Annotated in this window: 14 protein-coding genes; 2 read left to right on the top strand and 12 right to left on the bottom strand. The window is 61.3% G+C overall.

The features are described from left to right. Positions 1-15 precede the first annotated feature (15 nt). From ACFOGH_RS00425 to ACFOGH_RS00400, 6 genes are read right to left on the bottom strand one after another with little or no spacing between them, the layout of a single operon-like run. The gene (locus ACFOGH_RS00425; protein ID WP_380071089.1) at positions 16-1,206 is read right to left on the bottom strand and encodes an aminotransferase class V-fold PLP-dependent enzyme; all 1,191 of its coding nucleotides are present in this window, start codon (positions 1,204-1,206) and stop codon (positions 16-18) included. Between the two features lies 1 nt (position 1,207). Continuing rightward, positions 1,208-2,068 carry an ABC transporter permease gene (locus tag ACFOGH_RS00420; protein WP_380071088.1) on the bottom strand — a complete coding sequence of 287 codons (861 nt, stop codon included), beginning with the start codon at positions 2,066-2,068 and terminating at the stop codon, positions 1,208-1,210. Next, positions 2,065-2,994 carry an ABC transporter permease gene (locus ACFOGH_RS00415; RefSeq protein WP_380071087.1) on the bottom strand — a complete coding sequence of 310 codons (930 nt, stop codon included), beginning with the start codon at positions 2,992-2,994 and terminating at the stop codon, positions 2,065-2,067. The genes ACFOGH_RS00420 and ACFOGH_RS00415 overlap by 4 nt, the downstream gene beginning before the upstream one ends. Continuing rightward, the gene (locus tag ACFOGH_RS00410; protein ID WP_380071086.1) at positions 2,991-3,914 is read right to left on the bottom strand and encodes an ATP-binding cassette domain-containing protein; all 924 of its coding nucleotides are present in this window, start codon (positions 3,912-3,914) and stop codon (positions 2,991-2,993) included. Before ACFOGH_RS00410 ends, ACFOGH_RS00415 begins: the two co-directional genes overlap by 4 nt. Next, entirely contained in the window at positions 3,911-4,873 is a 963-nt protein-coding gene (locus tag ACFOGH_RS00405) for an ABC transporter ATP-binding protein (RefSeq protein WP_380071085.1), read from the bottom strand. Before ACFOGH_RS00405 ends, ACFOGH_RS00410 begins: the two co-directional genes overlap by 4 nt. Positions 4,874-4,923: 50 nt before the next feature. After that, the gene (locus ACFOGH_RS00400; RefSeq protein ID WP_380071084.1) at positions 4,924-6,528 is read right to left on the bottom strand and encodes a peptide ABC transporter substrate-binding protein; all 1,605 of its coding nucleotides are present in this window, start codon (positions 6,526-6,528) and stop codon (positions 4,924-4,926) included. 262 nt (positions 6,529-6,790) lie between these two features. Here ACFOGH_RS00400 and ACFOGH_RS00395 point away from each other — a divergent pair, with 262 nt between their 5' ends. Continuing rightward, complete coding sequence (locus ACFOGH_RS00395; RefSeq protein WP_380071083.1) at positions 6,791-8,026, top strand: aminopeptidase; 1,236 nt, start codon at positions 6,791-6,793, stop codon at positions 8,024-8,026. Between the two features lie 143 nt (positions 8,027-8,169). Next, on the top strand, positions 8,170-8,391 hold the full coding sequence (locus ACFOGH_RS00390; RefSeq protein WP_380071082.1) for a hypothetical protein: 222 nt from the start codon (positions 8,170-8,172) through the stop codon (positions 8,389-8,391). On the opposite strand, the gene ACFOGH_RS00385 is transcribed toward ACFOGH_RS00390, so the two are convergent. The 6 genes from ACFOGH_RS00385 to ACFOGH_RS00360 all read right to left on the bottom strand — a co-directional run bounded on the left by ACFOGH_RS00385 (position 8,369) and on the right by ACFOGH_RS00360 (position 13,244). Continuing rightward, complete coding sequence (locus ACFOGH_RS00385; protein ID WP_380071081.1) at positions 8,369-8,782, bottom strand: cytochrome C; 414 nt, start codon at positions 8,780-8,782, stop codon at positions 8,369-8,371. The genes ACFOGH_RS00390 and ACFOGH_RS00385 overlap by 23 nt on opposite strands. A gap of 62 nt (positions 8,783-8,844) precedes the next feature. Then, the gene (locus tag ACFOGH_RS00380; protein ID WP_380071080.1) at positions 8,845-9,528 is read right to left on the bottom strand and encodes an ABC transporter ATP-binding protein; all 684 of its coding nucleotides are present in this window, start codon (positions 9,526-9,528) and stop codon (positions 8,845-8,847) included. After that, a complete protein-coding gene (locus tag ACFOGH_RS00375; RefSeq protein ID WP_380071079.1) occupies positions 9,521-10,807 on the bottom strand; it encodes a lipoprotein-releasing ABC transporter permease subunit in 1,287 nt (428 codons plus the stop codon). The genes ACFOGH_RS00380 and ACFOGH_RS00375 overlap by 8 nt, the downstream gene beginning before the upstream one ends. Before the next feature lie 306 nt (positions 10,808-11,113). Further along, entirely contained in the window at positions 11,114-11,446 is a 333-nt protein-coding gene (locus tag ACFOGH_RS00370) for an AAA+ family ATPase (protein ID WP_380071078.1), read from the bottom strand. 35 nt (positions 11,447-11,481) lie between these two features. Further along, positions 11,482-12,534 carry an endonuclease/exonuclease/phosphatase family protein gene (locus ACFOGH_RS00365; RefSeq protein WP_380071077.1) on the bottom strand — a complete coding sequence of 351 codons (1,053 nt, stop codon included), beginning with the start codon at positions 12,532-12,534 and terminating at the stop codon, positions 11,482-11,484. After that, the gene (locus tag ACFOGH_RS00360) at positions 12,531-13,244 is read right to left on the bottom strand and encodes a TerB family tellurite resistance protein (protein WP_380071076.1); all 714 of its coding nucleotides are present in this window, start codon (positions 13,242-13,244) and stop codon (positions 12,531-12,533) included. The genes ACFOGH_RS00365 and ACFOGH_RS00360 overlap by 4 nt, the downstream gene beginning before the upstream one ends. Positions 13,245-13,254: the final 10 nt, after the last annotated feature.

Here is a 13,254-nt window from a genome sequence, read left to right as displayed (position 1 = left end):
CGGGGCGCGCTTGTTTTACGTCTTGGCAGATAACTGTGGCAGGATTTCTGTCAAGGCCGTTACCAGATGGTCCATCTGGGTTTCGGTGTTGTAACCCTGCACCGACACCCGCACGATGGTATGATCTTGCCAATCAAAGCAGGGAATTTCGATCTGGTAATCGTCGTAAAGCCGCGTTTTCAACTGCGCAGGATCGCAGCGCGGCACCGGCATCGACACCATTTGCGGCGCACAGAAGGTGGCGCTGCTGAGGGCGGGCAGGCCGGTGAAGGCGCGCACGCGGGCGGCGGTGTCTTGGGCAAGCCTCTGGCAGGCTTTGGCGACCTTGTCCCAATCATGATCGGCGCGGAATTGCAGCGCGGCGGGCACGGTCAGCCAAGCCGAAGGATCGCGGGTGCCCTGCATCTCTAGCCCGTCGATGAAGGGTGTGTTGCCGAACACGCCTTTGGTGCCGGGCAGTTTGGCGTCTTCGGTCCAGCCGTGGCTGATCACCAGCGGGTTGATCATCGCCTGCAATGCGGGGCGCACATGCAGGAAAGCGCTGCCTTTCGGGGCCATGATCCATTTGTGGCAGTTGCCTGCGTAGAAATCGGCATCCAAAGCGTCAAGGTTCAGCGGGATATGCCCCGGCGTATGCGCGCCGTCGATCACCGTGTAGATGCCGCGCTTGCGGGCCTCGGCCACGGCGCGTTCAATCGGGAACACCAAGGCTGTGGCAGAGGTGATATGCGACAGGAACAGCACGCGGGTTTTGTCGGTGAAGCCTGCGAGAATGGCATCTGTGAACTGCGCCTCATCGGTCAAAGGCAGCGGCACGGCGACGGTTTTGATCACTGCCCCGGTGTTGCGGCAGACATAGGCCCAAGTCTTTTCGAGTGCTGCATATTCGTGATCGGTGGTCAGAATCTCATCACCGGGTTTCAGATCCAGCGATTGCGCGACGATGTTCAGCGCATAGGTGGCGTTGGTGAGGCCGACGATATTGTCGGGCGCAGTGCCCAGCATCCCCGCCATCGCCACGCGCGCATCGCGCATCCAGCCCGACAGACCGCGGGCTGGGTCAAGAAAAGCGACCGGCTGGCTTTCCAGTTGCAATTGCCAGCGCTGGTATTCTTCGAACACCGGGCGCGGGCAGGCCCCGAAAGAGCCGTGGTTCAGGAAGGTCACGTCGGGGCGCAACAGGAAGAAGGCATCAAGGTTTTGCAATTCAGCGCCCTTTCAGGGTCGGATCGAGAGCATCGCGCAGGCCATCGCCAAACAGGGTGGTGGCCAGCACGGTGATGGCAAGGGCGGCAGTGGGGAATACTGCCAAATGCCAGTAGAAATACATGAAATTCATGCCCACATTGATCATCTGCCCCCAGCTTGGCGTGGGGGGCGGCACGCCGATGCCAAGGAAAGACAGTGAGGCCTCCAGCATCATCGCCAGCGGGATCGCCAGAACGAACCCCACGATGATCGGCGAGATCGCGTTGGGGATCAGATGGCGGCGGATGATATAGCCGGGGGTCGCCCCCAGCGCCTGTGCTGCGCGGACAAATTCCTTCTGCGCCATCGCCTTGACCTGTGCGCGCACCAGAAGGCAGACCTGCACCCAGCCGAACAGGGCCGCAATCAGCACGATGGTCAGAAAGCCGCCATTGGTCAGCGCGCCCAGCAGCATCGCCGCCAGCAAGGGGGGCACGACCGAGAACAACTCGATCAGCCGCATCACGCACCAATCGGCCCGCCCGCCGTAATAGCCCGCGATGGCCCCCAGCGGGATGCCGATCACCAGCGAAAAGGCGGCGGCGGTGAAGCCGATGGTCAGCGACACCCGCGCGCCATAGACGATGCGGGTGAAGAAATCGCGGCCCAGATCATCGACACCGAACCAGAACTGTTTTTCCGGGAAGGCATAGGCCTGCGCCAGAAACTTCTGGTCGGCATAGCCGGTCTTGCTGATCAGCGGCGCGAACACCGCCATCAGGATGATCAGCAGCAGCACGGTGCCTGCCACCAGTGCCGCCTTGTTATCGGCAAAGCGGCGCCATGCAAAATACAGCGGGCTGCGGGGGGTATCGCTCATTTGCGCTCTCCGAACCGGATGCGGGGGTTGAGCCAGGCATAGACGATGTCGGAAATCAGATAGGCGAGGCAGAACATCATGGTGATCATCAGGATCAGCGCCATTTCCAGACTATAGTCGCGCAACTCGATGGAGCTTACGAAATACGCGCCCAAGCCCGGCACCCGGAACATCGCCTCGACAAAGATTGATCCGGTGGCGGTGCCGATGAACATCGGCAGGAACACCGTTACCATCGGCAAGGCGGCGTTGCGCAAGACGTGCTGGAAGATGATGCGGCGCTCGGACAGCCCCTTGGCGCGCAGCACGGTGACGAAGGGCTTGTTCAACACATCGAGCATCGCGCTGCGGGTGTAGCGCGCATAGGTCGCCATCGGGATCGCGGCATAGGCGATGATCGGCAGAACCCAAGAGTTCGGTTTGCCCCAACCGCTGGCCGGCAGCCAGTTCAGCCAGACCGCGAACACCATGATCAAGGCCATCGAGATCACGAACACCGGGATCGTCAGGCCAAGCGTGGCGAAGGCTGAGGCCAGATAATCAATCCAACTGTTGCGGCGCAGGGCGGCGGCCATGCCCAAAAGGATGCCCAACGGCGCGCCGATCAGCACGCCTGCCCCGCCAAGGATCAGGCTGGGCGGCCAGGCGCGGGCGAGAAGATCCAGCACGGTCTCGCCCGGTGACTGGAACGGCACACCGAAATCGAAATGCAGCACGCCCCACATGTATTTGAAGTACTGCACATAAAGCGGTTGATCGAGGCCGAGTGAGGCGTTCAGCTTGGCCTTCACCGCATCGTTCACCGGCATGTCATTGCCATCAAACGGCCCACCGGGGACGGCGTGCATCATCAGGAACACGATCACCGATACAACCATAAAGGTCAGCGCAATCGAGGCCAGACGGCCAAGGATATAGCGGATCATCGGATCGCCTCCAATCGGTGGCCGGGGGCGATTTCGTGCAACTCAGGCACGCCGTCTTGCCCGGAAAGCCGCGGCGTTGCGGCCTCGATCTGCGCGCGGGTCAGGAAGGTTCGGGGGCGGCGCGCGCGCGGGTTCAGCACCGGAATCGCATCCAGCAGGCTGCGGGTATAGGGGTGGCGGGCGTCGGTGAAGATCGTCTCAGTCGCGGCTTCTTCGACGATGCGGCCTTGGAACATCACCGCGACCTTGTCGGTGAGGGACCGCACCACGGAAAGATCATGGCTGATGAACAGGATCGACAGGCCCATTTCGGCCTGCAAATCGAGCAGCAGGTTGATGATCTGCGCCTTTACCGACACATCCAGCGCCGAGGTCGGCTCATCCGCCACCAACACGCTTGGCCGCAGGATCAACGCGCGCGCGATGGCCACCCGCTGCCGCTGCCCGCCGGAAAGTTCATGCGGATAGCGGTTGCCGTAAGTCCGATCCAGCCCGGTTTTCACCAGCATATCCAGCGCTTGCGCGGTTTGATCCGCCACAGAACCCAGCCCGTGAATATGCAATGGCTCGGCCACGATCTGCGCGAGCGTCATCATCGGGTCCAGCGCCGAATAGCTGTCTTGAAACACCACCTGCATCTTGCGCCGGTAAGGCTTCAGCGCCGCATGGCCCAATGCGGTGATGTCGGTGCCATCGACAAAGATCTGCCCCGCCGAAGGCTCGACCAACCGCATCGCCATCATGCCGGTGGTGGTCTTGCCCGAGCCACTCTCGCCCACCAGCCCCAGAATCTGATTGCGCGGCAGGGTTAGTGAGACGTTGTTCACCGCCAGATGATCCACCGTTCTGGCGAAAAACCCGCCCGATTGCCGCAACTGATAGGTCTTTGAAAGGTTTCGCAACTCCAGCGCCGGGGTCATGCCAGCCTCCAGCACGCAGCGGCGCGGGTGTCAGACAATGCGCGGAACGCAGGCGCCTCGGCGGTGCAATGCGCGTCGGCCACAGCACAGCGCGGATGAAACGGGCAACCCGTCGGCGGATTGGCGGGATTGGGCGAGGCCCCGGCGATTTCCACGAGCCTTTGCTTTCCGGGCGTGCGACCGGGCATAGAGGCCATCAGCGCCTGAGTATAGGGATGCAGCGGTGCGTCGAAAATATCCTGCACCGGCGCGGTTTCCATCACGCGGCCGCCATACATCACCACGACCCGGTCCACGGTTTCGGCCACCACGCCCAGATCATGCGTCACCATGATCAGCGCCATGCCAAACTCGGCCTGCAATTCCTTGATCAGATGCAGGATTTGCGCCTGAATGGTCACATCCAGCGCGGTTGTCGGCTCGTCCGCGAACAGGATCTGCGGGCGGCACGACAATGCCATCGCGATCATCGCGCGCTGCAACATGCCACCCGAGAGCTGATGCGGATAGCTGTTCAGAATGGCATCGGGGTTCTTGATCTCGACCCGCGCCAGCAAAGCACTGGCCTCGGCGCGCGCATCGGCCTTGCTGATGTCGCGGTGCGCCCGGATGGTTTCCACAATCTGATGGCCGATGCTGAACACCGGGTCAAACGCTGTCATCGGGTCTTGAAACACCATCGCCGCCACGCGCCCGCGCAGCGCCGACAGTTGCCCGCGCCCTGCCCGCAGCACGTCGATGCCGCCCAACTCCAGCCGATCCGCCGCAATCCGCGACGGCGGTTCGCGCAGCAGGCGCAGCGCGGCCATGCAGGTCACAGACTTGCCCGAGCCGGATTCGCCCACAACTCCAACGCTTTCGCCCGCAGCCACCCGCAAGGATACCCCGCGCACCGCCTGCACCACGCCTTGGTGTTGCGGAAAACTGACGGTCAGATTTTCGATATCCAGCAGGGTCATGCGCGCCTCAGGTAAAAGCCCCCCGGCACAAGGCCGGAGGGCATGGGGGATTATTTCGACACATGCGTGTAGAAATACAGCGCCAACTGCCGCAGGGGCGAGAATCCCAGCTTGTTCGGCTTGGTGGCGTCGCCCTTCAACTCGGTCGAGACCACCGCATTGGTGATCGGATGCACCAGCGGCACGAACGAGGCATTGTCGATCAGCACTTGTTCGGCCTGCTCATACAGCTTTTCGCGATCTTCCCATTTCGGAGCGCTGTCGGCCTTGGCCACCAGATCGTCATAGGCTTGCAGATGGTGGTCGTGACGCCCGCCGTTGTAGAAGATGCCGTAGAAGTTCGACGGATCGAGATAGTCGTATTCATAGGGCGCGAGGAACAGGTTGTTCTTCTTCTCCATCATGCCCGCCATCCAGTCTTTCTGCGGCAAGATCTTGATATTCATGGTGATCCCCAGAATATCTTTGAACTGTGCTTGCAGATATTGCAGCATCGGGCCGGAAATCGCACCGTTATAGCCGCCCTGATCGCGATACCAGATTTCCACCTCGGGGAAGCCCTTGCCATCCGGATAGCCTGCGTCGGCCATGAATTTCTTGGCCTTTTCCGGGTCAAACACCGCCTGCGAGGTGATCACGTCATTATAGCCAGGATAGCCCGGCGGCAGCAGCGATTTGCCGGGGATCGCCAGGTCTTTCAGCACTGTCGCGGTCATCTCATCGCGGTTGATCGCGGCCTGAAATGCCTTGCGGACGTTGATGTTGTCAAAGGGCGGCATGTCCAGACCGAACGAGATATAGCTGGTAGCAAACACCGCATTCTTGGCGATCTGGCCCGGAAAGCGTTGTTCCACAAACGGAATTTGCCCGGCATTCAGATAGGAAAAATCCGCCTCGCCTGCCATGAAGGCGGGCAGACCGACCTCTGGCGCACCCAAGGTCGGGTCGATTTCCAGACGGTCCACCTGCGGAGCCCAAGGCCCGGTGTATTTCGGGTTCTTCACCAGAACCATCTTGTTGTTGGATTTCTCCCACGACTCGACGATGAACGGGCCAGAGGACACCAGAGTTTCGACATTGGCGGCATATTCGTCGCCCAGCTTGTCCCAGACATGTTTCGGCACCGGATACCACAGGCTGACCACGCTTGGCAGATAGGGTTTCGGTGCTGCGGTTTTCACCTCGATCGTCAGATCATCCACCGCCTTGATGCCAAGGGTTGAGACATCCTTTTCGCCCTTGGTCACGGCATCCCAGTTTTCAATGCCGCCCGCGTAACCCCAATACCAGGCGAAATCATAGCCCGTCGTGGCGGCGCGTTGCAGCGCGAAGATATAGTCGCTGGCCTTCAGCGGCTCACCATCCGACCACACAAGACCGGGGCGTAGCTTGAAAGTCCAGGTGAGGCCATCGTCGGATTGCGCCCAGGATTCCGCCGCCATCGCGTTCAACACGTAATCATTGTCAAAGCTGGTCAGCGGCAGTTGGATGATCTCGGGGTTGCCCGCCCGCGCATAGACGGTCTTCATATAATCCATATATGTGCCAGAGGTGGTATCCCCCGCACTATATACGGTGGTCTGCGCCTGCATCGGCGCCGTCGCAAACAGCGTGGCTGTCGCCAGCGCCCCTGCGAGTTTCAGGAAATGTCGCATCTGTTCCTCCGTGTTGACGCCCTGATACGGGTTTTCCCCGATCTTGGCATTTCGTTGGCAGGGTGCCCGAGTGTGCCCGAGACATTTTGCTGTACATTTTGACCGTTTGCATGGACTGCCGCAGGGTCAATTTCAAATGTCTGACAAATTCCGAACCGTCGCGCAATATGCAAGCTTGCGGGGCAGGCAAGATTCTTTTCCGGCGGTTGACCCTGCCCTGCCTGCGGCTATGGTCGGGCAATACAGGCAAAGGATGGCGGCAATGGACAGCGCGATTGATCCGGAGAAACTGGCGAAACTGGCCGAGGTGGCGGTGAATGTCGGCGTCGCCCTGCAGCCGGGGCAGGATCTGATTCTGACCGCCCCGATGGTCGCCCTGCCCTTGGTGCGGCTGATCGCAGCGGCAGCTTATCGCGCGGGCGCAGGCGTGGTGACGCCGATCTTCGCGGATGAGGCAATTGCGTTGGCGCGCTATCAGCATGGGCAGGACGCCAGTTTTGATCGCGCGCCGAACTGGCTTTACAACGGCATGGCCGAAGCATTTGCCAACGGTGCTGCCCGGATGGCGATTGTCGGGGATAACCCGATGCTGCTGGCGGGAGAAGACCCGGCAAAGGTGGCGCGGGCGGGGAAAGCCAATTCGCTGGCCTATCAACCGGCTTTGGCCAAGATTGCCGGCTTTGATATCAACTGGTCGATTTGTTCCTACCCCGGCGAGGCTTGGGCGCGGCAGATGTTCCCCGATCTGGCCGCCGATGCCGCCGTGCATCGGTTGGCCGAGGCAATCTTTGCCGCATCCCGCGTCGATCAACCCGATCCGGTTGCGGCTTGGGGCGCGCATAACGCAGGGCTTCGCAAGAGGACCGCATGGCTGAACGGCAAGCGCTTTGCCGCGCTACGCTTTACTGGGCCGGGCACCGATTTGACGGTCGGCTTGGCGGATGGCCACGAATGGCAGGGCGGTGCGTCCACGGCGAAGAACGGCGTCACTTGCAACGCCAATATCCCGACCGAGGAGGTTTTCACCACACCGCACGCGCTGCGGGTGGATGGATTTGTCAGCGCCACCAAACCCTTGGCGCATCAGGGCAGCCTGATTGAGAACATTCAGGTGCGGTTTGAAGCGGGCCGCATTGTCGAGGCCAAGGCCAGCAAGGGCGAGGCTGTGCTGCAAAAGCTGATCGACAGCGACGAAGGCGCGCGGCGCTTGGGCGAGGTGGCGCTGGTGCCGCATGGCTCACCGATCTCGCAATCGGGGCTGCTGTTTTACAACACGCTGTTTGATGAAAACGCCGCCTGCCACATCGCTTTGGGCCAGTGCTATGCCAAATGTTTCGTGGATGGCGCGCATCTCTCGCCGGAACAGATCGCGGCGCAGGGCGGCAATTCCAGCATGATCCATGTCGATTGGATGATCGGCTCGGGTCAGGTCGATATCGACGGCATCGGCGCGGATGGGTCGCTAGAGCCGGTGTTCCGGCGCGGGGAATGGGCCTGACGGCTGGTTAAAACCGGGGGGAGCAAAGCTCCCCCCGCCCCCCCCTTGCGCCCAAAAATGATCTCTCGGTTGCCGTGGGATCGAAAGGATTTGTTAACCAGTTTCCACCAAATATGACCCAGACCGCCATGGAAAGGGCCGCTATGTCTTACATCTTTTCAACACCTTCCGCCCTGATCGTGCTTTACGCCTTGGGGATGGAGGCTGTGGTTGGCGGTATCCTTGCCGCCTCAAACGGGCTGTCCGAGGGGCACAAAGATATGCTGGTCAGCTTTGCCATCGGTTTTCCGCTGCTGATCCTGCTGGCGCTGTTGGTCTTGCAACGGCGCAGCGAAGGGGCGGTTACGGCAGCTGAAGCGTCTTGAGGTATTCCGCCAGTTCCACCAGCCGGATCGGTGTGGGCGTGGCAATGCCGTCGCCACCGTCATAGGGCACGGCCTCGCCTGCCAGCAGAGGGGCGAAATCCGGCATCACGCCGCGGCCCTTTTTGCCCGCATAGCCCCAGATCTGCGCCATCACCTTGGTGGTCGGAAACACGCCCTTGTTGCGCGCGGCAAGTGTAGTCAGGTTAGCGGGCTTTTTATCCAGACCCGCGGCCACCTCACCATCGCCCTTGCCGCTCGGCCCATGGCAGGCGCCGCAATAGTCATTGTAGTCGTGTGCGCCAGTGGTTTTTTCGGGCGGTTTGCCATATTCGACGCAGGCAAACAGCAACGCGGATAGCCCAACGGCGGTGACAATCGGCATGATGCGCATTGTAATCTCCTGAACGGTCGCGCGAGTTTGCACGGAAGTGCTGCGCCTGACCTTGATCTGCATCAGGAGGTTACAACGCGCCCCTTGTCCAGCCGCACCACGCGGTCCATCCGGGCGGCGAGTTCCATGTTATGCGTGGCAATCAGCGCCGAAAGCCCGGTTTCGCGCACCAATGCCATCAACGCGCCGAACACCTGATCCGAGGTGCCGGGGTCGAGGTTGCCGGTGGGCTCATCCGCGAGCAACAGTTTCGGGCCATTTGCCAAAGCGCGGCAAAAGGCGACGCGCTGCTGCTCGCCCCCCGACAGCGCCGCTGGGCGGTGGCCCGCACGCGGCAGCACGCCGACGTGGTTCAACAATTCGCGTGCCCGCGCCTCGGCCTGCGGTTTTGGCACACCATTGGCCAGTTGCGGGATCACCACGTTTTCAAGGGCTGTGAACTCGGGCAGCAAATGGTGGAACTGATAGATAAAGCCCACATCGTTGCGCCGCGCCTCGGTGCGGGCGCGATCGCCCAAGCCCACCATATTGCGCCCACCCAAGGCGACCGAGCCCTCATCCGGCGTATCCAGCAGCCCCGCGATATGCAGCAGCGTCGATTTGCCCGCACCCGAAGGCGCGACCAAAGCCACCACCTCGCCCCGCTTCACCTCTAGCGTGGCACCGTGCAGCACATAGACTTCCGAAGGCTTGCCGCGATTGTAGCATTTCTCGATGCTTGCCAGTTCCAGCGCAAATTCACTCATACCGCAGCGCCTCTACCGGGTTCATCCGGGCGGCACGGCGCGCGGGGAAAATTGTAACGATGAACGAAAGCCCCAGCGACAGGGCCATGGCCGAGGCCACATCGCCCAGCTTCAACTCGGCGGGCAGCGCATAGATGCCGCGGATCGACGGATCCCAGACATCGCCGCCCGTCACCAGATTGATCAGTGCCACCACATCATCAATATAGGTGGCAAACAGGCAGCCGGTGATCACCCCCATCAGAGTGCCCACCACCCCGGTGAACGCGCCACAGATGAAGAAAACCCGCAGGATCGAGCCTTCGGTCAACCCCATCGTGCGCAAGATTCCGATGTCGCGGCCCTTGTTCTTCACCAGCATGATCAGGCCGGAAATGATGTTCAGGGTCGAGATCAGCACCAGAATCGACATGATCAGGAACATCACATTGTCCTCGATCTTCAGCGCGTTCAGATAGCTGCCCGCCGAATCCTTCCACGTCCAGAGCAGCGCATCCTGCCCTGCCGCCGCCATCACCGGCGCGCTATAGCTGTCAATCTGTTCGGGGTCTTTCACCATAACCGCAAACTCATCCGCCAAATTCTCGCGGTTGAAATAGCTTTGCGCCTCGGTGAAGGGCATATACATCCGGCTTTGGTCGATCAGGTAATTGCCCGAAGTGAACACATAGACCACTTGGTAGGCGTTGATGCGCGGGCTGAAGCCCATCGGGCTTTTGACGCCCGAGGGCGAGATCACCCGCACCTTGTCGCCCACCGTCACCCCCAAAGTGCGCGCAAGACCAGAGCCTATCGCGATGCCTTGGTCAAAATCATCCAGATTGCCGTAAGCATCCGCGCCGTCGCCAATGCGGGGAATGCGGCGCAGGTCGGCAAGACGCAGGCCAAACACCTCGGCCCCGCTGGTGCCATCGCCGATCGCTGTCACCATCACTTGGCCTTTGATCTGGGGTGCAGCCTCGGTCACACCCGGCACTGCGGCAAGTTTGGCGGCAATCGCGTCGTAATCGGCAAAGCCCTTCACCATCTGGCCCTGCGCATCCATATGCCCCGCCGAATAAACCGTCACATGCGCGTTCGATCCCAGAAAGGTTGACACCAACTCGGTGCGAAACCCCGACCGCACCGCCAGCGTCACGATCAACGCGAACACCGCCAGCGTGATGCCGATCAGGCTGATCCATGTCATCACCGACACGCCCCCCTCGGCGCGTTTGGCGCGCAGATAGCGCCAGGCGATCATGAATTCAAAGCGCGAGAACGGGGGAGTGGAGGCCAAGATACTGCTCTTTCTTTTTCGCGCCAAAGTGCAACGTCTGGGCGGCAGGGTCAAGGAACGCTTGTGTGACGGGCTTGGGGGCTGGGCGGGTCAGGAAACGCACCGCGTTTCCCCGCCCATGCGCGCCGCTTTCGGTAGAGTCGGTTCAGCCAGAGCCCGAGAGGCCAGTGCCCGACCCGGCGGGCGAGAAGCGCCCGCCATCGGCGGGTCGGGCGCTGGCCGGGCCTTTGGGGCCCGGCGGTTCAGCAGACACTTTCGTCGCATGTCGAAGGCAACGGCCTTCGACAAACATCACGACAGCCACCCCTAAAGATCGGTCTGCATCCCCGGCAAAGCCTCCAGCTTCAACTCTGCCGGAGTCTTCCGCCGCAGGATGATATCGCCATTCGGCAGCTTCTCCGGCGCGTGGTAATTTGAAAGATCATCCATCATGCCCAGAATTTCCATCAACTTCGGCTGCGCCTCTTTCAGCGCCTGCGCCATATCCTGCAAGCTGGGTTCGACCTGCCCCAGCATGTGATTGAAGAGCAACTCTGCCCCCTGCTGCATCAGGCTCAGCCCCTTGTCGGCATCCGACGGCGGGGTTTGCGCCAAGGCAGGCATGGGCAACAGCATAAGGGCAAGGATCAGATGTTTCATGCGCCGACTATGCGCGCCTTGCGTAACAATTCAAATCACAATGCCAGATCAATCGTCACCGGAAAGTGGTCAGAGGCGAAAAGCAGCGCATCCGCCAGTTCCGGCACCGCCAGAACCCCCGGATCGTTGAACGGATGCCAGATCCGCCACGCTGGCTTGCGCGCGGCCAGATCGCCCGAGACCATGATGAAATCCAACAGAGCCTCAAAATAGCGCTGTTGCGGTGCCAGCCAGAACCGCGCCGAGCTGGGGGCCAGCGCATTGGTCTGGGTCAGCGCCATCACCGCATGCGGATCATACATCCGCGCCTGTCCGCCCTGCCCCAAAACCACCTCCACCCCGGAATGCCCGAACAGCTTTTCATATTCGTCCAACCCCGGACCATCGTTGAAATCGCCCATCACGATCAGGCTGTCGCCCGCCTCTAGCTGCCGGTCAATCCGGGCACGCAGCCACAGACATTCCGCCAACTGCTTGCGGCGGTTCTCGATGGAAATCCGCTTGAACGCGGCATCATCGCCCGCGCCATGCGGCGCTTTCGATTTGGCATGCACCCCGATCAGCCGCAAATCATGGCCTTGCGCCGTCGTCACCGCCAGTTCCAGCGGCGGTTTTGAGAACCGCACCAGATCCTCCACCCCGTCGCCGTTGAAATCCAGCCGCAACTGACTGTCAAACCGCGGTGCCCCCGGCGCACCGTGGCTCGGCGCCGGATCACCCTTCGGATCATGCCGCACCGTCAGCTTATCCGGGTCATAGAGAAACGCGATTTCCTGCTCGGTCTCCGACACAAACCCCATCACCGCCCGCCGTGCCCGTAACCCATAAGCGGCCGCAAACTGCTCCAGCGCCGTCACGGTCGATCTGCGACTGTTGGTATCCGGGGCCTCGATGATCATCACCCCATCAGCATCCAAAGCAGTGAACACGATGCCCAAGGCCGCAAGCTGTTGGCCGCGCGTGATTTTATACCGCGCCGATAACTCGCGGTCTTCCAGCAGATGCCCGCGATCATCGAACAAGGCGTTGAACCATTCGACGTTATAGCTGGCCAGTCGTAAATGTTCGGACCGCAGCGGTTCGGTCATGCGGCGACCTTGGCCTGAATCTCATCCCAAGCCGCATTGATCGCAATCAGCCGCCGCGTTGCCAGTTGCACCGCCTCGGCGGGAACCCCGCGCGCGATCATCACATCGGGGTGGCTGTCTTTCACCGCCGCCCGCCATGCACTGCGCGCATCCTCAAGGCTCGCCTGCTGCGAAATGCCCAACACATCATAGGGGTCTCGCGGTGCACCGTCGACGAACCGACCGCGCAGCACCCGGAAACAGCGATCATCGAGGCCAAAAATCTGCGCCACCTCGCGCAGAAACTGGTCCTCTGCCGGGTGATATTCGCCGTCTGCCATCGCGATTTGAAACAGCCCTTCCAGAATGTCGATCAGCACATTGCGGTCATCGGCACAAAGCGGCAATCCCGGTTTATTGAACAAAGCCGCGACCTTGCGGGCGTAAGAGTCAAACCCCGCCACATCCTGCCGCGCGAGGTTGTACACATGTGCAGCATTAGCTTCCTCGGCTTGCGAGATCTGGAAAATCCGCCGAAACGTCGCCACCTCGTCCTTGGTGACTTGCCCATCCGCCTTGGCCATCTTCGCGCCCAAAGCGATCACCGCGATGGTAAAGCCGACCGAGCGTTCCGGCACAGCACCGCCGCGCAGACGGTCAAACACAGCCGCCAAACCCTCGCCCGAGGCGAGTGCGGCAATGGCTTCGGTGATGCGGGTCCAGATCGACATGAGGGCAGCT

Origin of the sequence: Cypionkella sinensis, from assembly GCF_042646385.1 — a bacterium.
GTDB lineage: Bacteria > Pseudomonadota > Alphaproteobacteria > Rhodobacterales > Rhodobacteraceae > Cypionkella > Cypionkella sinensis.
This window is presented reverse-complemented; position numbering and strand designations above follow the sequence as displayed.